Source organism: Alteromonas sp. 1_MG-2023, from assembly GCF_030547075.1.
Classification (GTDB): Bacteria; Pseudomonadota; Gammaproteobacteria; order Enterobacterales; family Alteromonadaceae; genus Alteromonas.
Genome location: NZ_JAUOQH010000012.1, coordinates 24,144 through 48,623, shown reverse-complemented (window position 1 = coordinate 48,623; position 24,480 = coordinate 24,144). Strand labels below are relative to the sequence as shown.

At 42.5% G+C, this 24,480-nt stretch carries 20 protein-coding genes; 9 read left to right on the top strand and 11 right to left on the bottom strand.

What is annotated here, in order from left to right; genetic code table 11:
- The first annotated feature begins 45 nt into the window (after positions 1-45).
- The gene (locus Q4561_RS13455; protein WP_303461151.1) at positions 46-480 is read left to right on the top strand and encodes a YqaA family protein; all 435 of its coding nucleotides are present in this window, start codon (positions 46-48) and stop codon (positions 478-480) included.
- A gap of 17 nt (positions 481-497) precedes the next feature.
- On the opposite strand, the gene Q4561_RS13450 is transcribed toward Q4561_RS13455, so the two are convergent.
- Positions 498-1,160 (bottom strand): sulfite oxidase heme-binding subunit YedZ, encoded by a 663-nt coding sequence (locus Q4561_RS13450; RefSeq protein WP_303461150.1) that lies wholly within the window; start codon positions 1,158-1,160, stop codon positions 498-500.
- Positions 1,160-2,170, bottom strand: coding sequence for a protein-methionine-sulfoxide reductase catalytic subunit MsrP (gene msrP, locus Q4561_RS13445; protein WP_303461148.1), 1,011 nt, complete (start codon positions 2,168-2,170; stop codon positions 1,160-1,162). The genes Q4561_RS13450 and msrP overlap by 1 nt, the downstream gene beginning before the upstream one ends.
- A 372-nt stretch (positions 2,171-2,542) precedes the next feature.
- Between msrP and Q4561_RS13440 the strand changes: the two genes are divergently transcribed.
- Positions 2,543-3,589 carry an RDD family protein gene (locus Q4561_RS13440; protein ID WP_303461147.1) on the top strand — a complete coding sequence of 349 codons (1,047 nt, stop codon included), beginning with the start codon at positions 2,543-2,545 and terminating at the stop codon, positions 3,587-3,589.
- A gap of 42 nt (positions 3,590-3,631) precedes the next feature.
- On the opposite strand, the gene Q4561_RS13435 is transcribed toward Q4561_RS13440, so the two are convergent.
- Genes Q4561_RS13435 through Q4561_RS13425 form a run of 3 tightly spaced genes read right to left on the bottom strand, consistent with a single transcriptional unit; the run spans position 3,632 to position 6,811 of the window.
- Positions 3,632-4,975, bottom strand: a complete 1,344-nt coding sequence (locus Q4561_RS13435; RefSeq protein ID WP_303461146.1) for an anti-phage deoxyguanosine triphosphatase — start codon at positions 4,973-4,975, stop codon at positions 3,632-3,634.
- Positions 4,976-4,989: 14 nt separating this feature from the next.
- Positions 4,990-5,589 (bottom strand): 5'-deoxynucleotidase, encoded by a 600-nt coding sequence (gene yfbR / locus Q4561_RS13430; RefSeq protein ID WP_303461145.1) that lies wholly within the window; start codon positions 5,587-5,589, stop codon positions 4,990-4,992.
- A 1-nt stretch (position 5,590) separates the two neighbouring features.
- The gene (locus Q4561_RS13425; protein ID WP_303461143.1) at positions 5,591-6,811 is read right to left on the bottom strand and encodes a pyridoxal phosphate-dependent aminotransferase; all 1,221 of its coding nucleotides are present in this window, start codon (positions 6,809-6,811) and stop codon (positions 5,591-5,593) included.
- 366 nt (positions 6,812-7,177) lie between these two features.
- Between Q4561_RS13425 and Q4561_RS13420 the strand changes: the two genes are divergently transcribed.
- Positions 7,178-7,972 carry a DUF2189 domain-containing protein gene (locus Q4561_RS13420; RefSeq protein WP_303461142.1) on the top strand — a complete coding sequence of 265 codons (795 nt, stop codon included), beginning with the start codon at positions 7,178-7,180 and terminating at the stop codon, positions 7,970-7,972.
- Between the two features lie 370 nt (positions 7,973-8,342).
- On the top strand, positions 8,343-8,660 hold the full coding sequence (locus Q4561_RS13415) for a DUF3718 domain-containing protein (RefSeq protein ID WP_303461141.1): 318 nt from the start codon (positions 8,343-8,345) through the stop codon (positions 8,658-8,660).
- Positions 8,661-8,753: 93 nt separating this feature from the next.
- Here Q4561_RS13415 and Q4561_RS13410 read toward each other — a convergent pair whose 3' ends face one another.
- From Q4561_RS13410 to Q4561_RS13390, 5 genes are all read right to left on the bottom strand, one after another.
- Complete coding sequence (locus Q4561_RS13410; RefSeq protein WP_303461308.1) at positions 8,754-11,813, bottom strand: efflux RND transporter permease subunit; 3,060 nt, start codon at positions 11,811-11,813, stop codon at positions 8,754-8,756.
- A 49-nt stretch (positions 11,814-11,862) separates the two neighbouring features.
- Positions 11,863-15,309 carry an efflux RND transporter permease subunit gene (locus Q4561_RS13405; protein WP_303461139.1) on the bottom strand — a complete coding sequence of 1,149 codons (3,447 nt, stop codon included), beginning with the start codon at positions 15,307-15,309 and terminating at the stop codon, positions 11,863-11,865.
- A gap of 23 nt (positions 15,310-15,332) precedes the next feature.
- Positions 15,333-16,409 (bottom strand): efflux RND transporter periplasmic adaptor subunit, encoded by a 1,077-nt coding sequence (locus Q4561_RS13400; protein ID WP_303461138.1) that lies wholly within the window; start codon positions 16,407-16,409, stop codon positions 15,333-15,335.
- Between the two features lie 182 nt (positions 16,410-16,591).
- The gene (locus tag Q4561_RS13395; RefSeq protein WP_303461136.1) at positions 16,592-16,999 is read right to left on the bottom strand and encodes an OsmC family protein; all 408 of its coding nucleotides are present in this window, start codon (positions 16,997-16,999) and stop codon (positions 16,592-16,594) included.
- Between the two features lie 20 nt (positions 17,000-17,019).
- A complete protein-coding gene (locus Q4561_RS13390) occupies positions 17,020-17,892 on the bottom strand; it encodes a S1 RNA-binding domain-containing protein (RefSeq protein WP_303461135.1) in 873 nt (290 codons plus the stop codon).
- A 65-nt stretch (positions 17,893-17,957) separates the two neighbouring features.
- Here Q4561_RS13390 and Q4561_RS13385 point away from each other — a divergent pair, with 65 nt between their 5' ends.
- The 4 genes from Q4561_RS13385 to Q4561_RS13370 all read left to right on the top strand — a co-directional run bounded on the left by Q4561_RS13385 (position 17,958) and on the right by Q4561_RS13370 (position 21,333).
- Positions 17,958-18,683, top strand: a complete 726-nt coding sequence (locus Q4561_RS13385) for a 5-oxoprolinase subunit PxpA (protein WP_303461133.1) — start codon at positions 17,958-17,960, stop codon at positions 18,681-18,683.
- A 154-nt stretch (positions 18,684-18,837) separates the two neighbouring features.
- Entirely contained in the window at positions 18,838-19,542 is a 705-nt protein-coding gene (locus Q4561_RS13380) for an allophanate hydrolase subunit 1 (RefSeq protein WP_303461132.1), read from the top strand.
- Positions 19,532-20,464, top strand: a complete 933-nt coding sequence (locus Q4561_RS13375) for a biotin-dependent carboxyltransferase family protein (protein WP_303461130.1) — start codon at positions 19,532-19,534, stop codon at positions 20,462-20,464. The genes Q4561_RS13380 and Q4561_RS13375 overlap by 11 nt, the downstream gene beginning before the upstream one ends.
- Before the next feature lie 2 nt (positions 20,465-20,466).
- On the top strand, positions 20,467-21,333 hold the full coding sequence (locus Q4561_RS13370) for a D-amino acid aminotransferase (RefSeq protein ID WP_303461128.1): 867 nt from the start codon (positions 20,467-20,469) through the stop codon (positions 21,331-21,333).
- Positions 21,334-21,511: 178 nt separating this feature from the next.
- Here the strand turns inward: Q4561_RS13370 and fur are convergent, their stop codons facing one another.
- Positions 21,512-21,937, bottom strand: coding sequence for a ferric iron uptake transcriptional regulator (fur, locus tag Q4561_RS13365; protein WP_303461126.1), 426 nt, complete (start codon positions 21,935-21,937; stop codon positions 21,512-21,514).
- Positions 21,938-22,252: 315 nt separating this feature from the next.
- Between fur and Q4561_RS13360 the strand changes: the two genes are divergently transcribed.
- Positions 22,253-24,259, top strand: a complete 2,007-nt coding sequence (locus Q4561_RS13360; protein ID WP_303461125.1) for a methyl-accepting chemotaxis protein — start codon at positions 22,253-22,255, stop codon at positions 24,257-24,259.
- Positions 24,260-24,480 lie beyond the last annotated feature (221 nt).

Below are 24,480 nucleotides of genomic sequence, written 5' to 3'. Positions count from 1 at the left end.
CATTAGCGTTAAACTTAGTAACAGATACTGAGGGCATGATTTGCGGTGAGTAGTTTAATAACACTAGGTTATGTAGGTATGTTTGTCTCAGCCTTTCTTGCTGCCACAATATTGCCTTTAAGCTCAGAGCTTGTATTAACCACCTTGGCACTAAATGGTTCTTCTTCACTAGTGTTACTGGTTGTTGCATCTTTAGGCAACATATTGGGTTCAATCGTTAATTATGTATTGGGCTTTCGCTACGGCCAATTGGTAGCAACAAAATTGCTGCGCGTTTCCCACGCTACCTTTATGCGGGCTGAAGTCATGTATAAAAAGTGGGGGAAATGGTCTTTGCTTTTAGCTTGGGTGCCAATTATTGGCGACCCATTAACTCTACTTGCGGGCACTTTACGTACGCGGTTTTGGTTTTTTGTATTGATAGTGGGAATTGGCAAAACAGCGCGATATGCCGCGCTGTTGTTTTTTATCATTCGCTAATTCCACCCGTGTACGCGTTAAGTCTGAGTAGCGTGTTTCCGATTTTTACTGCGAGCATGCTTTTTAAGTGCTGTGGTCACCAAACCTTTAATTCGGTTGAATAACAATATAAAGGCAAACAACCAATACCATATGGGTTCTTGCCATATGGTTTTTTGAGACCACGAAAAGTGCAATAACACCAAAGGCACAATTATATAAATACTGTTATGTAGGTGTTGCCAGCGTTTCCCCATATTTCGACGTATTTTCTGAAACGACGTAATAGTAAGTGCAAATAGCAAAATAAGAGCAGTTAGGCCCACCACTATATAGGGGCGTTTTACTAGCTCTGTAGCAATCAAACTCATGTCCAGTTGCAGTTCGAACAGAATGTAAGTCGCAAAATGTGACAACGCATAGACAAAGCTATATATCCCCAGCATTCGCCTAAATTTAATTGGCTCCGGGCTAGGCAGTATTTTTGCTAATGGACTTAACATCAGCGTAATAAGCAAAAGGTGTATTGCCCATATACCGGTTTCATTCAACAAGGTATCAACAGGATCAGGGCCTAAATTGTCGGTTACCCCCGCATAAAATAACCCAACGAGATACCCGAGTGCTAATAAGTGAATAAAACCTTTTAAGCACCTGCGGGTTAAATTTGAAACACGAACTGGCTTTTTAAATAATTTCATTAGAAGTTACGCGTTAAGTCCATACTTGAATAAAGCGGCGCCACTTCACTGTAACCATTGTACATTTCGGTAGGTATTCTATTACGTGATAGCAAGCCTCCGGTGGTAATACGGCGTTCGCTCGCTTGGCTCCAGCGAGGGTGTGATACATCTGGGTTCACATTAGCGTAAAAGCCATATTCGTTAGACGCTAAACGGTTCCATGTAGTGGGGGGCTGCTTATCGGTCAAGCGAATGCGAACAATCGACTTAATACTTTTAAAACCGTATTTCCATGGCACCACTAAACGAACAGGCGCGCCATTTTGTGGCGGAAGGGTTTTACCATATAGCCCTACCGACATTAAGGTAAGTGGATGCATAGCTTCATCTAACCTTAGCCCTTCAACATAAGGATATTCAATACCACCGCCAAGGAAGCGGTTGCGCTGCCCTGGCATTTGCTTAGGCTCGTATAAGGTTTCAAAGGCCACATATTTAGCTGACGAAAGGGGATCCGCTGCTCTTAACAGCGCGCCTAACTCGTAACCTATCCAAGGGATAACCATAGACCACGCTTCTACACAGCGAAGTCGATAGATTCGCTCTTCAAGAGGAAAACGTTTCGTTAAATCATCAAGGTTGAGTGTAAGCGGTTTGTTCACCAGCCCATCGACTTTTAATGTCCACTCAGATGTATCGAATTCTTGCGCGTTTTTAACCGGTTCATCTTTGGCAGTGCCAAATTCATAAAAGTTATTGTAAGAAGTGGCTTTAGCTTCTGGGGTTTGTGTTTCGCTAATTTGATATTTTTCAGGCTGACTAAATTTAAGCGCTTGGGTTTTAAATGCTTCTGCTTTCTCTTTATCATCTTCCCAAAACCATCCAGCTGCATTCGCGGGGTTTGATAACAACGCGGACGCACCGACAAAGCCAAGAGACTTAAGTAGTCGGCGTCGATTTAAATAAATACTTTCATCGGTTACGTGGTTGTCGGTTAGCTTTACTGACGGCTTAAAAGGTTTAGACATACTTACACCATAATTATTGAGCGCGCTTAGACATTAAAAATTGAAAAGCAGGTAACGTCGACTTCGCGCGAAGGCTCCGAGGTTACATTACTTACGTGAAGGCACGCTTTTAAGATTGTATTACACGCCTAGTATTACACACGCGTATTTTATGAAAAAGTTACTACAGATTTGACGCGTATAAATAAGACCCATTTAATAAGAATAAAATTTCATGTAGTAAAAAGAACATAACAAGAAACAATGGTGATAAGTGATGCCAATTAAACTCATTATGCTTTTTTATGCATAATAATCAATGGCTTTAGCTTGAGCTGAAATGGAAAAACGCGTAACTTGCATGGTTTACCTATTTTAATAACAAGTATAAAAATGAAAGCCAATGAAATAGACCAATTAGCGCTATCTGGCTCAGAAACCAGAGATGTGATCACCCCGTATGCCTTTAAAGTTGACCAAGCGCTTTTAGGCATTCCTTTGGCTCCACCTATTAAACGCGCATTAGCAATGATCATTGATGTCATTTTAATATTTATGGCTGCAAAGCTTAGCGCAACGTTAATTGCCTTTGTTGCTGCTATGGCTTTCTATAAAGGCACTGCACAAGAATATCTTCCTAAAATGTCGTCGTTTTGGCGTAGAGCCCTAAAGCTATTTGCAGCAAGCTTTTTATTTGTAAGTTCGCTAACGATACTCTCGTTAGCAATAGACTTCTTTGAAGGCGATAGCAGCATACAAGGAACGCAAATAAACAAAGCAGAACAAAAAGATGAGTTAAGTGAACATGATAAATCAATAATACGCACATATTTAGCGCAAACAGACGACGATAAAAACTGCGATGATATTTGCCAAAGTGCTGCTAGCGCTAATTTAGTTGCTCAATTGCCTGAGCTTGCTGAAATTGAAGACGCTGGAAATAGTCAAATTACTCGCACGCTATTGCACTTAATGGTCATAGCCGATGATGAAGCTATTGCATCAGATGATGTTGAAAATGTAGATTTAGCGCCAGAAAGTATTGCGGGCCAAGATACAAACGAAAACAACACAACACCTGTAACCAGTATTTTGCAGTGGGGCAAAGGCATTATACAAGACCTAGGTTTAGGTTTTGGTTGGGCTGCTGTTTACTTTACCTTGTTCTCGTTACTTTGGCGGGGGCAAACTCCAGGTAAAAAAATATGTAATATTCGTGTGGTTTCGCTAAGCGGTGAGCCACTTGGCATGCTTGATTGCTTTGGCCGGTACGGCGGTTACGGAGCAGGTTTTGCGACGGGGTTATTAGGCTTTTTACAGGTTTACTGGGATCCAAACAGACAAGCCATTCAGGATAAAATATCAGCCACCGTGGTTATTCAGGGGAGTGTGAACCAAGTTGTAAATGCACAAACTGTTGCTAATGCGGTTAAAGATTAGTATTGCGCAACATAACTTAATAACCTTATTCCACACTTAACGCTAAATATGGAAGCTGTCTTGAATGCCACCTTGTCGGGGGGAGAAAAGGGTTCCATATAACCGTGAGGCAAACTCATCGGTCATACCGGAAATATAATCAGCAAGCACTCGCATGCCGTTATTTTGTTCGCAGGCTTTCAACCAACGTTCTTGGGTGTTTTCAGGCAATAGACGTTCAGGATCGGAACTAAAAGCTTCTAATAACTCCATCACGACCATTTGACCTTTATATTCAAGCTGCTGTACATCAGGGCGACGAATCACTTTTTTATACACAAAGCGCTTAAATAGCTCCAAACCACTTTCAAAGTCGTTAGGCATTTTGGCATTATATGCTAGCAGTGGATGCTCAAAGCCTTCTACATCGGTGATTTCTATGGCCGTAATAAAACTATTTACCAGAGCGCCAATGGCGTTTTTGCGCTCGTGATGGGCTTTACTGAAAAGCTTATCGGTAAGTTCATCAATGTTATCTGATAACCATTTTATCTCTAGTGCTTTTAGCGGAAGGGTGACATCACTAATAAAATCTTGTCGGTTCACCATGTCCATTACAATCGCGTCTTCTAAATCGTGAATGCCGTAGGCGATATCATCCGCAAGTTCCATAATTGAGCAATCAAAAGACTTAAAACGGGTTTTACTGTGCTTGGTATCAAATTGATTAAAAGACATTAACCTGTCTTTGTCAGAGGCGCTAAACGGCGCTAGTAACCAATCGAATAAAGGTTCGTCACAGCGAAACAAGCCTTTAGGGGGATGCCATTCGCTGGCTTTTACTTGGCGTAATGAAGCGGGGCGTTCACCGTTAACCTTAGGGGCTGTTAGGGTATCAGTAAAATTGGGGTATTTCACAAGACCCAATACACTTCGGCGGCATAAGTTCATGCCATGCTCGGCAGTGTAGGGCTCTAACTGAGTAATTATACGAAACGTTTGTCCGTTTCCTTCAAAGCCGCCATGTTCGTGCATCATATAATGAAGGGCAATTTCACCACCATGTCCAAAAGGCGGGTGGCCAATATCATGGGCTAAGCACAAGGTTTCAATAAGCGTGGCATCAAGGGCTAATTTGCTGGCGATATCTGGAAACTTACCGCTTAATTGGGCGGTAATGCCAGTGCCTATTTGCGCGGCTTCTAAAGAATGAGTAAGGCGAGTGCGATAAAAATCACTTAGTCCAACACCTAATACTTGTGTTTTTGCCTGTAAACGTCGAAACGCAGCACTGTGCAGTACGCGAGCTTTATCTCGCTGGTAGGGATTGCGATGATCGCCATCGCGAGAAACACTGCGCGGCAGTCTACGTGCGTGTAAATCTTGTTCCCACTTTTGTACTGTCACAGTGTGTTCCTTTTCTAAATTTCTTCCTGGGTAATTTCGTCTAAGCTAAGCGAAAAGCTAGGTACATAGCGAGTTAAGAAATAGTCGACCTCATCTGAGTGATATTCTTTTAAAATCTTATCTAACCGCTTTTTAGCCAGTTTGAATTCTTGGTTTCCTGCTGAAAGTTCTTCTAAGGTTTTCAAGTAGGCACATAGCACATCGGCAGCTTTCACGATAAAGGCTTCTTCCTCATTGTGAAAATTAGCATCAATAAGCGAGGCATAATCTTCTTTAAATGCGTCTGGTGCCATGTCGATTAAGATGTTTTCGGCTATCTTCTCTATCTTTTTATATTCGTGCTTTATGTCTGGGTTAAAATATTTTACCGGCGTAGGTAAATCACCCGTTAGCACTTCAGACACGTCGTGAAACATAGCGATAGTCGCAATGCGTTCCGCATTTAACGTGCCCCCAAAAAATTTATTTTTAATAAGGGCAAGGGCGTGAGCCACCATAGCAACTTGTAAACTGTGCTCTTGCACGTTTTCAGTTCTTACATTGTGCATAAGCGGCCAACGATTAATAAGCTTTAATCGGGCGAGGTGAGCAAAAAAATGACTTTTATCTGACACGTTAAGCGCCTTGTTGATAGTGTTGAAAGAAGTTACCTATACGGTGAAGCGCCGGAACTAGCACATCACTATGCGGTAAAAACACTAAGCGGAAATAAACGCCGTCGGCTAAGTTAAAGGCTTTGCCGTGAACCAGTAGTATTTTTTCAGCGCGCAGCAAATCTAAAATCATTTGCTCATCATTGTTTATGTTGAATTTTTTCTCATCAACTCGGGCAAAGCAGTACATCGCGCCTTTGGGTTTAACGCAGTGTATACCGTCAATGCTGTTAAGCATGTCTACCGCTACATCACGCTGAATACGCAGACGACCCGTGTCTTTCACTAGGTCATTAATGCTCTGATACCCACCTAACGCCGTTTGAATTGCACTTTGGCAAGGCACGTTTGCACACATTCGCATTGAAGACAGAATATTTAAGCCTTCAATATAGTCTTTCGCTAATCGCTTATTACCGCTAACCACTAACCAGCCTGATCGAAAGCCTGCTACGCGATAGTTTTTAGATAACCCACCAAACGTTACGAAAAATACGTCGTCAGCAAGAGAGGCAATACAGGTATGCTCTGCATCGTCGTATAAAATCTTATCGTAGATTTCATCACTGAAAACAACCAAGCCATGTTCTCTTGCCAAATCAACTACATCTTGCAATAACGCTTTGTCGTAAACAGCCCCAGTAGGGTTATTCGGGTTAATTAAAACAATAGCCCGTGTTTTGCTGGTAATTTTACTTTTTATGTCATCTAAATCAGGGAACCAACCAGCCTGTTCATCACATCTATAATGTACAGGAGAGCCTGAAGATAAGCTTACCGCCGCTGTCCACAAGGGATAGTCTGGGCTAGGAATAAGCACTTCGTCGCCATGATTAAGTAGTGCTTGCATGGCCATCATTATCAATTCGCTAACGCCGTTACCAATGTAAACGTCGTCTACACGAATATGCTGAATATTGCGCTGCTGGTAATACTGCATGACGGCCACACGTGCTGCGTAAATTCCCGTTGAATCTGAATATCCTTGAGAAGTGGGCAGGTTATGAATAACGTCTTTAAGAATATCGTCGGGGGCTTCAAAACCAAATGGGGCAGGGTTACCAATATTTAATTTTAAAATACGGTGGCCTTCATCTTCCATTTTTTTAGCTTGTGCCGCAATGGGGCCGCGAATGTCATAACAAACGTTATCTAATTTGTGTGAGCGAGATACAGTTTTCATGGTCTTTCTGGTTAATTTACAGACCTTGAGATTAACGTAAACCACATACCCTTGCGAAGCCTAATTTGGTGCATAACGTGAAATATATTTCGTTTTGATTAAAAAACGAACGGCCATACGAAGTTTGCATCATAAAAGTTATCAGATTTAACCAGATTTCTATTATTAAACGGTTTTTTTAAGAAATCTTTATAGATGAAACTAATGCATTAAAAGCTAATTACAAAAAAAGTCTCATCAAAAAGTCTAATTTTTTGTTAATTAATTGTAAAATTGCGTTAATAGGCCTATCGTATAGATACGGCGCATTAGGATGAACAAGGGCGCCAACGCCAATTACGTGTAATAGCAGAGGTAGTTCTCATTATGTCGCACCATTTTAAAGAAACCCCAGAAAATGCGATAACACAAAGCGGTATTGCGAGGGTTATTCCTTGCAAAGAGCTTGATATAGGTGATCCTATAAAATGGCTTTCACTTGGTTTACGTGATGCTATGCGTACACCTATTTTAACAGCGGTGTATGGTGTTATGTTCGCCGTTATACCTTGGTTAATAATGTATTTAGTTGAAATGACAGGCTGGCACTTGGTCATTATGCCGGCTATCGTGTGTTTCATGTTAATTGGGCCTTTTTTAGCCGCTGGTCTTTATGACATTAGTTGGGAGTTAGAAAAAGGGCACAAGCCTACGTTCATGCATTCATTGCGGGCAATGCGAAGAAACGCAGTTAATGAATGGGGGTTTGGCATCTTGCTAATGGTAATGATGATATTTTGGTTGCGTGTGGCTTCACTCATCCATGCTCTGTATCCATCAAATATAGAAACAACCATTGAGAGTTTAATGCCATTTTTAGTATTAGGTTCAATTGTTGGGGCCGGCTTTACGTTAGGCATGTTATTTATTACCGCGTTTACTCAACCTATATTAATGGAACGTAAGGTTGATTTAGCCACCGCATTGCTAACCAGTGTAAATGCAGTATGGGTAAATAAAGTGCCTATGCTTATCTGGGGCGCCATCATTTTTAGCGCAGTGGCGATAGGCTTCGTAACAGGGTTTGTTGGATTTATCATCTTAATGCCATTGATTGGCTATGCCTCATGGCATGCTTATATAGATGCAATTTCAACGAAGCGTTTGAGAAAATACGATTAAAATGTAGTTTTATTACAACAAAAATAGGCGAGTTATCGGTTTTTTAGTACCGTGGCTCGCTTTTTTTTGTAAAAATTTCATACTGAAGCTGTAATAATCAACAAAAATAGACGAAAGTATTAGACCGTTTTGATAGTAAAAATCACTCGGCTATATCAAACCGCTATAACCTGCACTAATAATACTATATAAATCAAACGTATAGTTTGTTAAACATTTAGTAACATTCTGATTTACCGTTAGTTTACTCGCCTTATACAATCTTTAAACAGCATTAATTTCCATTTTAGGCCATAAATAAAGGGCACTCAGGGAATACCTTCCTTGAAATGCTTTTAACGAGTTTGCCAAAACCTTTGAGGATCTAATGATGAAATTACTTAAAACTTTAGCGGCTACTGCTGCACTAGCTTTTGCTGTTAATGCGAATGCTGCTCCAGAAAAAGACGTTCGTTTCGTAGGCGAAACACAATTCTCTGGCTTCTGTAAAGCTGTTGTTCTTGATGACGTAAAAGTATTGCGTTCAAACCTAGCACGTAACGTAGGCCGTATTGGTGCAAGCCAACGTGAAGTTTTACGTATGGTGACTGCAGAAAACGGTTTAACGTGTAACGGTGTTAACTTAATTAAGTTCTCTGCTGAACGCGATGCCAACTCAGTGCACGAATACCTAACGTCACGTAGTTAATTGTGCGTTTACTAAGTTAGCGGGTGCCTGCGCTGTTAAGTACCTTCAGCAGAAACACCCGCTACGTAAGTAAAGCCGTGCGGTAACTACAATTTACGTTTTAATAAGTTTAGCTATTCTTGCTTGTCCGTTTACTATCATTCGCTGAGTATTAAAGCGCAGCTTAAGAAGTAATACATAGGCAAGGGGAACTAAGAATAAGCTGGTCAAGGTGGAGAACACTAGCCCACCAATAATGGCAATGGCCATTGGCGAGTAAGGCGGTCCATCACCACCTATCCGCGTTGCCCCCATCGCCAGCGGTACTAGTCCGAGTACGGTTGTTGCTACTGTCATCAGTATTGGTCTAATGCGAGATTGTGCACCTTGTACAACCGCGTCGTACAGACTTAGTCCTTCATTCACCAGTTGATTAATTCTATCTACTAATACAATTCCATTATTGACTACTATTCCCATAAGTATAAGCATGCCTATCATGCCCATTACCGACATGGGTGTGCCCGTAATCATAAAGGCCCAAAAAACACCGGTGAATGAAAAAAGTAACGATGTAATCACCGAAGTGGGTAGCACTAACGATTCAAACAGTGCAGCCATGACCACATAAATCATGCACAAGGCAAGTAGCATATTCATTTGCATCACGGCGTTCGCTTCATCTTGACGTGAAAAGCTGCCGTCCAATGTCCACTGGTAACCTGTAGGTAATTCAATATGTGCAAGCACTTGTTGAACGCGCTCTTTGGCTTCTTCTATAGTGGTATCGTCTTGTAAGTTAGCGCCAATGTCTAACGCTGTTTGGCGGTAACTACGGTTTATTTGCGATAATTGCTCCACTATCGAAAAGTCTGCCATCATGGCAAGGGTAATTGCCTGCTCTTGACTAAAGCCAATAGTTATATGCTTAAGTGCATCTAGTGATTTTTGAATATCACTGCCGTAACGAAGTTGAACATTCACTTCACCTGAATCGCCATAACGAAATGAGCGTAGATTTGAGCCTCTTAGTGAAGTCGCTACAAGCTGTGCTATTTCACTTACCTGAATACCTAATCGATTCGCTTTTTCTCTGTTAATGCGAATTTGGAGTTCATCACGTTTAGAGCCGGAATCGGCTTTTACATCACTAAGCCCGTCGATATTGGCAAGAATAGGGATTAGCCGCTCAGAGATTTCTAGTAACGTATCTGAAGACTCACCCAGTAAAGTAATACGAACTCCGCCACCATTGCCACTGTCCCATTGAAATGAAGGCCGTGCTCTAACGAAAGTCGGCATGCATTCTCGGATATCTTCCTTAATAGAACCTACACTGACGGGAAGGTCGTCATTCAACGTAATTCCACTCACAGCATGACCTGGCTCGTAGTAGGTATATACTTGTTTTATATGGAAGCGTTCTTGGTTTTCATATAAAAAGGCTTCCATCTTATTAACTGTTTTTTCTACTTCATCCAAGGTGTAGTTTTGGGTAACGTGGTAATTCAGCCAAATACGTTCTTGATTGTCGTTGCCTTCGTCATCAAAGCTAACGAACTGTATAGGAACAATGGTAGACACTAAAATAGCTAGGGCAATAAGTGATGTTTTTCCTTGGTTTGCCATTACCCAGGTCAAAATATGGCCATAACGTTTTATGTAGCGCGGGGTAGTATTGGCTTTCACTTCGGGAATAGCTATTTTGGTGGTAAGTAGTGGGATCAGGGTTTTGGCTATAAACAACGAAGCAAACAACGAAATACAGATAGCAATGGCAACGTGTTCTAAAAATACTGTTATATCAATTTTAACCCCTACTATATTGGGCAAAAATACAATAGCGGTGGTGGCAGTGCCGGCTATTACTGCAAGGCTTACGTTGTTAACGCCTCGCTGGGTTGCGCGACTTATATTTGAATCTTGTTGGCGTTCTTGAAAAATACTTTCGGTGATAACCACGGCGTTATCCACTAACATCCCAACTGCTAACATCAACCCCATCAACGATAAAATATTTAGGGTATAGCCCAACAAATACATTACCCCTAAGGTAATGCAGATGGAAAAAGGCACAGACAACACCACTATTAAAGTCGTTGTCAGTTGACGTAAAAATAAATACAGCACCACAATAGAAAGTAATGCGCCTAACAGTCCGGCACTTAACAAATCAGACAGCGAAGAGGTGACACTTTTTGCCACATCGTCCATCACGAAAAGATTAATGCCCGCAAATGCTGGGTCCGACTTAGCGTCGTCTATGACTTTCATTACCGCAGACGATACTTCGACCAAATTACTGCCAGACTCCCTGAAAATATTAAAACCTACTGCAAAGGTTCTGTCTAAGTGACGACCTTCAATAGGTTCGGGCAGTTCAAAGCGTACTGTGGCAATATCGGATAACCGCACATTAGGTGACACCCACATGTTTTCGAAATCAGCCATATCGGTGAATTCGCCAATGGGGTTAACCAGTATTTTCTCGTCATTATCGTACAGGTAACCTGCGGTTAACGAAAAGTTAGCGTCTTGCAGCTTTTGCCCTAAAGCGGTGACATCTATTTTATAGGCAGTCAGTAGCTTTGGATCTAGTCGAATGGTAATTTGCCGCTTCAACGTACCGTATAGTTCAACTTTAGATACCCCGTCTACCCGTTCGATGGGGCGCTTCAAATTGCGTTCTAACAAGTCATACGCGTTAGATAAGTCACGATCGCTTGATACACGAAGCTGAAAGATAGGCATGTCGTTGGTGTTGAACTTGTACACCATGACACGTTCTACATCTGCAGGAAGCAAGTGACGAATAGCGTCAATTTTTTCTCTGGCTTCTACCCCCTTAGCTTTAAGGTTTTCATCCCAATCAAATTCAACAATGATTTGTGCTCTGTTCTCATACGACCGTGCCCGCAATCGTTTAATACCAGACATAGTGGCGATAGCTTCTTCCACTGGCCGAGTGATCATGGTTTCAATTTCCACCGGCGTAGCATCAGGGTAGGGGATCTCAACCACCATTTCAGGAATGTCGATGCCAGGAAATTTTTCTAATGGCAATAGCTTTCCAGATATTGCACCGAACAGCAGCATGGAGATAAACACCATGCCGATAGTAACAGGGCGGTTTAATGCAAACCTTGCCAGTGCTGCGCCGATACCACTTATCATGTTGTCACCAGGATGACTATCTTGTTTCGGTTTTATATCCTGTACATCGTTAGGCGTTTTCATATTTACCTCCCGACACTTCGGGTACATGGTTCGTATCGCCTACAACCTGAGTGTTGTCGGTTACGACAGATTTCTTTTTATCGAATAGGCTGTAAAGTACAGGCAGCAGTATAAGAGTAAGTAAGCTAGAGAATAACAACCCAAAGATTACCGTAATAGCCATTGGTGTGCGTATTTCTGCGCCTTCACCTAACCCAAACGCCATGGGCAGCAAGCCCAAGATAGTGGTTAATGTGGTCATCACAATAGGGCGTAAACGGGTTTTCCCAGCATCGATAATGGCAGCGGTTTTTTCTATACCGCTAGCACGTAACTGATTAATTCGGTCAACAAGCACAATAGCGTTATTAACCACTATGCCGCACAGCATAATAAGTCCAATGAAAACCACAACATTCAATGGCGTATTGGTTAGCCATAGCCCATACACAGAACCTGCGCCGGCAAGAGGAACAGCAAACAATATAAGTAGCGGGTGTAATAACGATTCAAACTGAGAAGCCATGACTAAGTACACCATAAAAACAGCGAGTGCTAAGGCAAATTGCAGTGAGGTAAAACTATCTTGCATATCCTCGCTTTGCCCCGTCACCGACGCACTCATGGACAAAGGAAGTTGAGTGTTATCAAGAATACTATCAACCAGAGAAACGGCTTCATCTAACTTGCCTGTCGCCAAATTGGCAGAAATTAGTGCTACTCGCTCTTGCCCAATGCGAGTAATTTCACTTGGACCCACGCTCATATAAACATCGGCCACGGCGCCAAGGGGAATAGGCTGTGATGAGTCAGGATTAACTACCATTGCACGCACATCATTTATGTTGTCACGCTGACTGTCTTTGGTTCGTACCAACACATCAACTTTTCTATCTTCAAGGCTGTATTGAGTAGCAACACGGCCACCTATTTTAGCGGCAATTAACGACGACACCGTGGCGGCATCTAGGCCTAAACGGGACAGTTTAGCGTGATGAAACTCAATTTTTAATTCTGGGTTGCCTTCACGAATGCTGGTGGCGATATCGGTGAAGTTGTTGTGTGTAGCTAACTCAGACGCGATTTTGTCGCTGTAGGTTTGAAGTTGACGTAAATCATACCCGCTTACCTCAATTTGAATAGGTGAGGCAAAGGTAAAGAGTTCGGGTTCAGTGAAGGTAGCTTGAACATTCGGGTAACGGTCTAGCGCTTCGCGCAGGGCAGCTTTTACGCTGTCCATCGAACCGCTGGCTACTTTGCTGCTCACTTCGCCGTCTGCATCCTTAGTCCCATTCGGTGCCATTACTATATTGAGTCTTCCCCAATGATCGCCACCTTGACTAGGTGAGGCGCTAATCAAACTTCCCGTTCCCGACATGGCGTAGGTTCTTGCTACATTCGAATCTGCCGTGGCTATTGCTGATAAATTCGATAGCGTTGCATCCGTTGTGCCCAGTGGTGTACCCGCAGGCAGAGTGATATCTACCGAGAATTCACCTTGCGACATGGTAGGTATAAGCTCCATGCCCAATTTAGGCACAAGAAACAGGGCGCCACCCGCCGAAACCAAGGATAGCATGATCACAAATGTTCTGGCCTTCAAACTCGCAATTAGGGCGCGGTGGTAAAGTTTCTCAATGCCGGTGAAGCCTTTGTTGAACAACCAAACCACAGGGCTAAATAATAGTGATAAGCCTTTTGCAAGAATATGCCATGCACCAATCACTAAGGTAATGAGTGCCGCAGGTAAATACACAAAGACTAAGCGAAGCATCATTGAAAAAGGCCATTTTACAAAATAGCCTATTTTTCCTAGTAAACTAGTAGGCAGAGCTTTGGCGGGCGATAAAAAAGTATCTTCGTGGGCAAGCTTTGCTTTTCGCTTTCTTCGTGCCATGGCGGGAATAAGGGTAAGTGCAACGATTAGCGAAGCAGCTAGGGCAAAACTTACGGTTAGCGCTTGGTCTTTAAACAACTGTCCCGCAATACCGTCTACAAAAATAAGCGGTACGAATACGGCCATTGTGGTGAGTGTAGAGGCCACTATGGCACCCGAAACTTCTTTAGTGCCTGATGCGGCTGGATCGTCAGTCAAGCTAGTAGCACGATGATTGATATTGGCATGAGCTTGTTCGCTGATATCAGTATTATTAACAGCCCCAGCCCCAGCATCGTTTGCCAATTTGGCTTGCTTACGTTTTTTATGGCGGTCGATATTTTCTAACACCACAATACTGTTATCAACAAGCAAGCCCACGGCCAGTGCAATTCCTCCTAAACTCATCATGTTTAGGCTTATATTGTTGGCGTACATTAGGTTAAAGGTGGCAATAACCGACACTGGAATAGACACAGAAATGATCACTGTGGTCCAAAAATCCTTTAGGAATAGATAGAGCACCAACATAGCAAGCAGACCGCCCATTATGGCTGCTGATTTAACATTATCGATGGCTTGCTTGATAAAAACGCTTTGGTCGTATATTTGCGTTAACGAATAATTCGAAGGAATATCACTGTTAATCTCACTAAGGCGAGATGCTACTTGTTTTGCTACATCAATTGCATTGGCATCGCCTTCTTTATAAATGGCAATTTCGACACCTTCATTGCCATTAAAACGGGTTACCACGCTACGATCTTTATAAGCACTCTCTACGGTGGCAACATCTTTCAATTGAATGTTTCTACCTTCAAAACGGCCAATGAAAAGGTTCTCAATTTCAGTTAAATTTTCAAATTGATTCAGGGTTCGCACTAAGAACGCTTGTGCATCACCTTCAATACGCCCACCTGCAGCATTTACATTTTCGGCTTTGATACGATCAATAATGCGGGTAATAGGGATAGATAATTGACTGGCTTTACGTTGGTCGATAAGAATATGTACTTCATTCTCAAGGCCACCGCCCACACGCACCGCTGCCACGCCCTCAACTGATTCAAGAGCCCGTTTCACCTGTTGCTCGCCGTACAGGCGCAATCTTTTCATCTGAGCGGTAGATAGTTGGCCAGTGAGCACATCTTCAGTAAGCCCCAGCTTAATTACGGGGTCTAAACTCGGGTTAAACCGTAACAGGCGAGGTTTTTCGATATCAAGAGGAAGTTGCAGCACATCAAGCTTTTCGCGTACCTCTAAACTCGCGAAATCCATGTCAGTGCCCCATCTAAATGCCATGACCACGTCTGACTGACCGGCACGTGAAGTAGAGGTAACTTTTCTTACCCCTTTTACGACGCCAATCGCTTCTTCAATAGGCTTAGAGACAAGTTGTTCCACTTCGCCAGGGGCAGCCCCGGTGTAATCGGTTCTAATGGTTAACGTGGGGTAGGAGAGGTCGGGCAGTAAATTTACCGATAATCGACCTAAAGACACCATCCCAAACAACAGCACAGCAAAAGTAAACATAGATACGGCAACCGGGCGTTTAACCGCTATATCAACAATACGCATGGTATATCCTTTTTATAGCGGGCTTAGCCGTTTACAACATCAACAGGGGCTTGATCTTTTAGGTTCTGATGACCAGCGGTAACGACTTTTTCGTTGCCTTCTAAGCCGCTTAACACTTCAATCATTTCGTCTTGTTCAAAACCAGTCACTATGTCGACTTTGGTAGCGATATTATCATTCACAACAAACACGCTAAGTTGGTTGTCCATGGTAATCAGTGCACGGCGGGGCAGTAAAGTCGCACTATCGTGGCGGGCGTATTCAAGAGCGACATCAGTGAACATGCCTGCTTTTAGTAGGTGCTTTTCGTTGGGTACTGCAAGGGTAACTTTAAATGTGCCTGTGGCAGCATCAATAACGGGGCTAATTCGCTGTACCGATGCCGTTAGTGATTTATTGCCTAACGCTGCAACAATCAGCGTTGCGGATTGACCTACCGCCACATTCTGCAATTCGTTTTCAGGTAGATATACTACGCCCTGTAAATTCTGCTGTTGCACAATATGGAACATGCGTTCACGTTGGAAAGATTCGGTAAGGTTGCCTACTTTGGCATTCCGCGAAGCAATAAATCCGCTAATAGGTGCAGTAATAGTTGTTTCTTTTAAATCTAATTCAGCCAGGTGAACAGACGCTTTGGCAGATTCGTATTGCGCGGTCAGTTTGTCATAGGTATCTACACTGATGAGGTTTTTAGAATAGACTTTGTTTACTTTGTCTAATTCACGTTCAAGGCCGGTTAAATCAGCTTTCGCTTTGGCAAGGTTGAGTTCATATCTGCGTTTATCTAACTGCGCCAATACTTGGCCTTTTTCAACATAATCGCCTTCTTCTACCACTATCTGTTCAATAATGCCCGATGCTCTCGCTACCACAAAGGCTTCTTCTCTGGCTTCTAAAATAGCGGTTGTGGTGTAGGTAGAGCTAATTGAACCATTAGTCAGCATTGACGCTTCTACTGGTATTGCGATAACCGCACTAGGCGCTTCTTCTGTGGGGTTTACTGCATCGGCGTCGGTACACGCCCCTAGCATTAAAGATAAAGAGAGTATGCTGCTAGTGAGCGTCAGGGTGCGAAGAAAGTTAAACGAAGCGTCCATGGTTAAATACCTGATTGTTGTTAATTATTAGATTAATAACAGCTAGCAGCAGCATCCATGCCAGCAAATGTAAGAAGATATTTATGTTTTAAAAATCAGTTGGTTAACTAGGTTTTAACGAGGAAATAAAAAAGGGCTTTCAATTATTGATAGCCCTTTACGCTAATAGGTGGCGTATTCGCCTAATTGTGTGTGGATTCAACTAAAGTATAGCTGGTGGCAATTTCCACATTACCCGTTAGCATCAACATTACCGAGCAGTATTTCTCAGTAGATAATTGTACCGCACGTGCCAGCGCTTTTTCAGACACACTGCTCGCTACTACAATGTAGTGCGCATGAATCTTAGTAAACACGCGAGGTGCATCATCAGCACGTTCAGCTTCTAACTCGCATTCACAACTCTCAATTTCATTGCGCCCTTTTTTAAGGATGTCTACCACGTCAATGCTAGAACATGCCCCCACCGCTAATAATACCGATTCCATTGGCGACACAGCATTGCCACTGCCATCCATAACGGTTTTATAACCACTGTCGGTAGTACCTGTGAAGGTGAGGTCTTTATCCCACGAAACTTGTGCTTTCATTATAATTTGCTACCTCTTACTTACGACTGGGTGAGACGAACGGCGTCTGCGCCAATGGTGATTTTCTTTTGCTTATACAATGCACCTAACGCTTTTTTGTACGCAGCTTTACTTACGTTAAAGTGCTGGTAGATAGCGTCAGGCGGACTTTTATCCGTAAGGGTTGAAATGCCACCGTGAGCTTCTAAATCGTCTAAGATAGCTTGCTGAAGAGCATCACGGGTTTCTTTGTCATGACGTTGCAATACCACATCAATTTTACCGTCTTCACGGATGGTTTTGATAACGCCATCAGTAGATTGCCCGACTTTAAGTGGTTTAAATGCATCACTATGGAATACAAGGCCTAAGGCTTTTTCATTTAATACTACTTTGAAGCCCAAATCTGACTTTGCATAAACTAAACACGTTACCGTTTCACCTTCATTAAGGTAGGCACTGCCTTCCTTCAGAAAGTAATGCAAACGTGTAGCACCTAAAATTCGATTTGTTTTTTCATCAAAGAAAGCATGAACAACGTAGTACATACCAGGATCAATAGGCGATTCTTGATAATCGGCGGGTATGAGTAAGTCGTTGTCTAAACCCCAGTCGAAAAACGCACCAAAGTGTGTGGCTGACACCGCTTTAAGTACCTTGGTTTCACCGACTTGAATTTTTGGCGGCTTTAATGTTGCGAATAAATCACCACGCTGATCGGTTGCCACAAACACATCAAGGGTTTGGTCAACTTCAAGAGCCGAGGATACTTCGTCATGAGGAAGGGTTACAGTAGGCATATCTTCGCTACTGTAGTCGGTTGCATCTACATTGTCGGTAAGTGGCGCTAACGCATAGCCAAACGGATATTCCGCAACCACTTTTAATGTATTAATTTTTCCAATATTTATCATTAACGCTGACTTTTAAGAAAGAACAGGTAACATGATATCGGATTGAGGTTAAGAGCTAAACACTTATGAAGTTAAATTGCGATTTAGGTGAAAGTTTCGGTGCATGGCAAATGCCTGTAGATGCCGACATTATGAAATTTATTGACCAAGCTAACATTGCTTGCGGCTTTCATGCCGGTGATCCGGTAGTGATGAAACACGCTTTATATCTAGCCAAAAACAGTGATGTTGAAATTGGCGCACATCCTTCTTATCCCGATTTACAAGGATTTGGACGTCGTAGTATAGCCATGCCGACAAAAGAGCTGATAGCCTGTATTCAATATCAAGTAAGTGCACTAATGGGCATGGCCAGTATTGTGGGTGGGCAGGTAACTTATGTAAAACCGCATGGTGCACTGTATAACGATATGATGGTAAACCCTCAAGTGCGTACAGGGGTAATGCAGGCCATTGGCAGTATTAACAAAGGCCGGTTGAAGTTAATGGTTCAATCCCATAGCCATAATGAAGCGCTGGTAGTTGAAGCACAAGAATATGGTTTGTCGTTACTGTTTGAAGCATTTTCCGATCGTCGTTATACCGATGATGGCTTTTTGCAGCCCCGTTCACAAGATGGCGCGGTTTTAACTGCGGCAGAAGCGCTAACTCAAGCCAAGCTTTTGATTGAAGATGGGGAAGTGATTACCGTTAGCGGGAAAAGACTACCTTTACAGGCTGACACCCTTTGCGTTCATGGCGATACCGCGGGTGCTGTTGAAATTGCGCAACAAATTCGCGCCTTAATGTGACGGCGAACATTAATACTGACATAAACACGGGCACAATTATGGATATAGCTACGAGAATACATACGACAATAGCTAGGCGTGCCCACTGTCATCAAAAATCAGATAAAAGCCCTTACTTAGCCATTATTTCACCCTTTTTATTAAGGATACTACTATGCATCCCTTTGGGGACATAAAGCAGATTGTACCTGCAGGTTTAGATGCAATACTGTTGTATTTCGCAGGCGATACGGTAGATATAGCCAATGCACGATGTCAGCAGTGGCAACACGCCATTTCGAATTTGAAGCTACCTTGGCTTAAAGAGTGCGTGCCAGCCTACGACTCATTATTGCTATCGTTTGACGCGTACAAAGTGGATAGTCACTACGTTTACCAGATGCTTCGCTCACTTGCGGCACAAGAAACAACCATGAGTAAGCGTAACGCTTGTGCTGATAGCGGTAAGGCCCATGAAATCCCCGTGTGGTACGGGGCAGAAACGGCTAACGACTTAGCCTTGGTAGGTCAAAAAACGGGGTTAAGCGAGCAGAGCATTATCGATGCTCACAGTAGCATGACTTATAAAGTTTATGCCGTGGGCTTTGCGCCAGGCTTTGCCTATATGGGAAATGTGCCTGAAGCCTTGAACTGCGCTAGATTAGAAACGCCAAGAAAGCAGGTGCCGAAAGGGGCTGTTGCCATAGCTGATGCGCAAACCGCTATTTACCCGTCGTCATCGCCAGGCGGGTGGCACTTGTTGGGGTTATGCCCATTAAACTTAATAGATACTAGCCACAATGCGCTTTTAAAAGTAGGTGATAATGTAACGTTCGCGCCTATTTCAGAACAGGAATTCAGAGACTTACATGAAGGTTAGTGTTGAACAAAATGGTTTGCTGAGCCTGATTATTGATAGCGGACGGCAGGGTAAGCAGCATCAAGGCTTTTGTCAGTCTGGGCCTATGGATGAAGAAGCGTATTGGTGGGCCAACTATTTGGCCGGTAACCATGAAGGTACGCCCTGTATTGAAGTGATGGGGCGAGCCGAATTTATATGTGATGCAAACGCACACATGGCTGCCACCGGGCGCAGTGTGTTATGCACTGTAAATGGTCAGTCTGTTTCTCCCTTTGAAACTATTTTTGCTAAATCCGGCGATCGGGTATGCATTGAGAGTGAACACATGGGCAGTAAAGCCTATTTGGCGATTCAAGGTAAATGGTGTGTACCAACGCCTTTAACTAGCGCTAGTACCGTTTCAAGAGAAGCGATAGGTGGCCTTGAAAATAAAGGTTTACCATTAGCCGCTGGCGATAAGGTTAATATTGAAGCGCCTACGCTGCGCAGTGCTCACAGGGCTTTGGCAACAGAGCACTGGCCGCAATATGACTTGAGTGAGCCCTTAGCGCTTATTCTTGGTTATCAAGAAGCTAGTTTTAGTGCCCTGAATAAAGCGCGGCTATTTTCAAGTGAATATAAAGTAACGAATAATATCAATCGTATGGGCTATAGGCTTTCAGGTACACCCATTCAAAGTGGTATTAGTAAGATGCGTTCAGAAGCAATACACATCGGCGCAATGCAAATTCCGCCCGACGGACAACCTATTGTGATGATGCGAGACAGGCAAACTTTAGGGGGATACCCTAAACTTGGCAGTGTAAGCTTGCTTGATGTGAATCGTTTAGCACAAACTGTACCTGGGGAAACGGTTACCTTCATAAGCCAGCATTACGATGATGCTCGCGCTGCATTTCTATTAAATTGGCAAAAACGTCTTCGCCTTACAGGAGAATAAGAGTGACCATTGCATTTTTAAACGGTGAGTTTATGCCGTTATCAGAAGCTAAAATTTCCCCCATGGACCGAGGATTTTTATTCGGTGATGGTATTTACGAAGTTATTCCCACTTACCATGGTAAAGCGGTAGGGATGACAGGCCATTTAGATAGAATGGGTGATGGGTTAGCGGCTATTTCAATAACTAATCCTTACAGTGCACAGCAGTGGCAGCAACACCTTGATGGGCTTATTGATGCGAATGCCAGCCATTTTTCGAGTGGAAATATTGGTGTGTATTTTCATATTAGTAGAGGAACGGATACCAAACGGTATCATGCCTACCCGAAAAATATTACGCCCACCGTATTTGGTTTTGCCTTTGAAATTGCGCCAGCTCAACCGCTGCAAGCGGATAAAGTTAAACCGTTCAAAGTAGCGCTTGAAGAAGATAAACGTTGGCAGCGATGCCATATCAAATCAACGTCGTTATTAGGCAATGTGATGCATTTTCAAGCCGGCGTCGATAGCGGTGTACAAGAAACAATACTGCACAATGGCGATGGCATTGTTACCGAAGCAAGCTCATGTAACGTGTTTATCGTAAAAGGTAACGCTATTTATACGCCACCATTGGATAACCAGCTCTTACCGGGGATCACTCGCCAAATTGCACTGAAAGCATTTAAGCGAGCGGGTTTAACCGTAGAAGAAAAGTGGTTCGCAACCGAAGACTTATTTAATGCCGACGAAGTTTGGTTGACCTCTTCAAGCAAAGAAATTGCCCCCGTAATTGAAATTGATGGCAAAACCATTGGTAGCGGAGAAGTAGGGCGTATGTGGGAAAAAGCCATTAAGGCTTATCACGACTATAAGTTTCAGGCTTAGGATTAATTAAAGGAATAGACTTTTTAATGGGCCTGCTAATTGTCAGTATTCCAAGATTATCTTAGCGAGCATTACTGATCAAAAAAGCCCACATCATCATGTGGGCTTTTTAATACTAAAATTTTTACTGTTTCTAGTATCTAGCTTAATTTATACAATGCAATGTATGAGGAAGTAACTAGTCGTTACCTTCACAATTTCCATCGGTACATTCACCGTACAGATACAAACTGTGATGCGTAAGCTTAATGTTGTGCTTTTTGGCAATCATATCTTGGCGCTGTTCGATAATATCGTCTTCAAACTCAATAACTTTTCCGCACTTCAAACAAACCAAGTGGTCGTGATGTTCTTTATGGCTGATTTCGAATACCGACTTACCACCTTCAAAGTGATGGCGATTTAAGATACCAGCATCATCAAATTGGTTAAGAACACGATAAACGGTTGCTAGACCAATCTCTTCATCTTGTTCAATCAGAATCTTATACACGTCCTCTGCACTGATGTGTTGATTTTCAGGCTCTTGCAAAATTTGCAAAATCTTGAGGCGTGGCAGGGTTACTTTTAAGCCTGCTTTTTTAAGTTCTTTATTCTGATCCATTACAACCTACTGAGAACGAGATGTTTATCAATGGGGGTATTATAGGTAACTCGACAGGATTTAAAAGCAAAACTGGCATTTCTTCTTCGGTACGGTGGAAAATCGAACGAATCGGAAAATAAGATTAACAATTATTCTTTTTAAAGCCCAGTATTCTTGAGGCCTGACCAATTTGTAAGTGTCAGTTATTACGCATAATTAATTGAATCTATGCAAACTTAAAGTGCAAGTCATTAACATTCTGTTAAACTATTGGTAATAATGGTGAAACGAGGTTAGGACGCAACAATTTATTGCGCGCTTTGAATTATGCCAATGCATTTAACAGTTATAAATAAAATTAAACTCGGCTTCGGTCTTCTAGGTTGTCTACTCCTTATCACAAGCATCCTTTCTTATTTTGGTTTAAGCGATATTCGGCGCTCCGCAGAAGATGTGGTAGAGCGTAAAATGCCAGCCCAAAACAGCATGCTCAATGTAAAAACAGAAATCCTGTCGTTGTCGGTTATTACTGCAAACGGTTTTCATGAAGATACCCTTACCGATTTGGCGAAAAACAAACAAGAATTTGAGACTCTATCAAATGCCTTCGTTGTAGATCTTGATAATTTAACTGTCATTTTACCTAGCAATCCCACCACCGTTGAAGCGGTTGATGCAAGTAATGGCTATGTCTCAAATAGCGACGGTATGTATTCCGCGTTAGAGCAAAGAATGAAAGTAGAGTTGGCACTAAATAGTCAGTTAAACGATGTGCTCAGCGCGGCTGATGAAGCCAGTGCATTAATGTTAGATTTGTCATATCTAGAATCAGATAACCCAAATTTAGCAACGTTAATAGGCGCTGGAACTAACATAGATAACAAGTTACTCACTACCACAGAGTCGTTTACTGAGCTTGTTGAAAGCGAGAATGCAGAGGGCACTGCAAACATCATTGAGGATATAAAATACCAAATTAGTAATTTAACGGTAGATAAGGATTATCTAAACCGTTTGGCACTGGATATTGACGATGGCGGCACGGTCGCGGCGTTTAATGAACAGTTTTCTACAATGATTGATTTGATAAACGGAAATGCTGGACTAATTGCTTTGCAGCAGCAAAAGCTTGATAACATCGCGTTAGCTAAATCTAAAAAAAATCAGGCTATCGCAGCTTTGCAGTTGGCACTTCGAAGCATTAATAGTCTATTCGATAGTGTGCAAACTGAATCTATACAAGGGCAAAACACTATTCTTGAAACGGTTCAAACTAATTTGGTTAAGAATTCTATCATCGCCGTGGTGGGGTTAATTGCAGCGATTACGTTAGGGGTGCTAGCCACCCGTAGTATTGCCGCACCTCTTAGTCGAATAAATGAAGGGCTAACCCAATTAAGTAAAGGGGATTTAAGCCACACATTACCCGAAATAGGTAACGATGAATTCACCGCACTTTCATTGAAGGTGAATAGCTTAACCAATAGTTTAAGAGAGTTAGTAGGTAATATTTTAGAGCAAGAAAAAGGCTTAATTAACATTACCAAAGAGAGCGTTGCATTAGGTGAAAAAAGCTTACAAGGGGTAGATGAACAGCGAAAACAGGTCACTGTTATTTCTACTAATACTCAAGATGTTCAAAACACTAGCCGTAGCAATCTAACTCAAATTAATGATGCGATGGAAGCGTTGCACACGGTAACTGCACAAAGTGAGCAAATTAGCGTGTTAGTGGCGAAAAATAGAAGCCAAGTAAACGACCAAGCTCGCCAGGCCGATGCGTCAGCTGAAATTATTACCCGTTTAGATGGTCACTCACGTAGTATTGGCAGCATATTAGATGTGATTAAAACCATAGCGGAACAAACAAACTTGCTTGCACTGAACGCGGCAATTGAAGCTGCGAGGGCAGGAGAACAAGGGCGTGGCTTTGCAGTTGTTGCAGATGAAGTAAGAACCTTAGCGAATCGTACCCATAACTCTACCGAAGAAATAGAGTCTATGATTGGCAACCTGCAAAAAGATGCGGAACAAGCTGTTAAAGCTATTAACGCGGGTAGGGAGCAAGCGCAAGAAGGGGTTGAAATTACCCAACAGGTGTCTGAACAAGTGGAAAGCATTCGTGAAATCATTGCTCGCTTAAGTCAGATAAATGAGCATATTGTGTCTGACACCCAGCAACAAGATGTACTGTTAGCAGATGTAGCTTCAAGCTTAAATACGATTGTTGCTCTGGCTGATTCAAGTGCCCAGAGTACCCGCCAAGCCAATGAGTCGACTATGATGCTAGATGCACAAACTGATAGCTTAAGAAGGGCGGTTGAACGCTTTCAACTTTGAGCCAAATAATATAAACCCAGTAAATTAATTAAAGCTAAATAAGCAAAGTAAGCAAAACCACAAACAAAAACGCCGCTTAATAATAAGCGGCGTTTGTATTGATGAAGCTAGTTTAATAGCTTCTACAAAGTCAGCGTCTAACTTTAACTGTCTATGAATAACTACCTTTCAATGCTGATAGCTAAAACACATCTTGCTATACAAGCTGCACACTTATCAGC

What these genes read in the sequence shown, in the direction of transcription:
- Q4561_RS13425 (WP_303461143.1), bottom strand. Translation starts at nt 6,811, where the DNA reads ATGAAAACTGTATCTCGCTCACACAAATTAGATAACGTTTGTTATGAC.
- Q4561_RS13450 (WP_303461150.1), bottom strand. Translation starts at nt 1,160, where the DNA reads ATGAAATTATTTAAAAAGCCAGTTCGTGTTTCAAATTTAACCCGCAGG.
- Q4561_RS13375 (WP_303461130.1), top strand. Translation starts at nt 19,532, where the DNA reads ATGAAGGTTAGTGTTGAACAAAATGGTTTGCTGAGCCTGATTATTGAT.
- msrP (WP_303461148.1), bottom strand. Translation starts at nt 2,170, where the DNA reads ATGTCTAAACCTTTTAAGCCGTCAGTAAAGCTAACCGACAACCACGTA.
- Q4561_RS13390 (WP_303461135.1), bottom strand. Translation starts at nt 17,892, where the DNA reads ATGATAAATATTGGAAAAATTAATACATTAAAAGTGGTTGCGGAATAT.
- Q4561_RS13380 (WP_303461132.1), top strand. Translation starts at nt 18,838, where the DNA reads ATGCATCCCTTTGGGGACATAAAGCAGATTGTACCTGCAGGTTTAGAT.
- Q4561_RS13410 (WP_303461308.1), bottom strand. Translation starts at nt 11,813, where the DNA reads ATGATAAGTGGTATCGGCGCAGCACTGGCAAGGTTTGCATTAAACCGC.
- Q4561_RS13405 (WP_303461139.1), bottom strand. Translation starts at nt 15,309, where the DNA reads ATGCGTATTGTTGATATAGCGGTTAAACGCCCGGTTGCCGTATCTATG.
- Q4561_RS13415 (WP_303461141.1), top strand. Translation starts at nt 8,343, where the DNA reads ATGAAATTACTTAAAACTTTAGCGGCTACTGCTGCACTAGCTTTTGCT.
- Q4561_RS13385 (WP_303461133.1), top strand. Translation starts at nt 17,958, where the DNA reads ATGAAGTTAAATTGCGATTTAGGTGAAAGTTTCGGTGCATGGCAAATG.
- Q4561_RS13440 (WP_303461147.1), top strand. Translation starts at nt 2,543, where the DNA reads ATGAAAGCCAATGAAATAGACCAATTAGCGCTATCTGGCTCAGAAACC.
- Q4561_RS13400 (WP_303461138.1), bottom strand. Translation starts at nt 16,409, where the DNA reads ATGGACGCTTCGTTTAACTTTCTTCGCACCCTGACGCTCACTAGCAGC.
- Q4561_RS13420 (WP_303461142.1), top strand. Translation starts at nt 7,178, where the DNA reads ATGTCGCACCATTTTAAAGAAACCCCAGAAAATGCGATAACACAAAGC.
- Q4561_RS13395 (WP_303461136.1), bottom strand. Translation starts at nt 16,999, where the DNA reads ATGAAAGCACAAGTTTCGTGGGATAAAGACCTCACCTTCACAGGTACT.
- fur (WP_303461126.1), bottom strand. Translation starts at nt 21,937, where the DNA reads ATGGATCAGAATAAAGAACTTAAAAAAGCAGGCTTAAAAGTAACCCTG.
- Q4561_RS13360 (WP_303461125.1), top strand. Translation starts at nt 22,253, where the DNA reads ATGCATTTAACAGTTATAAATAAAATTAAACTCGGCTTCGGTCTTCTA.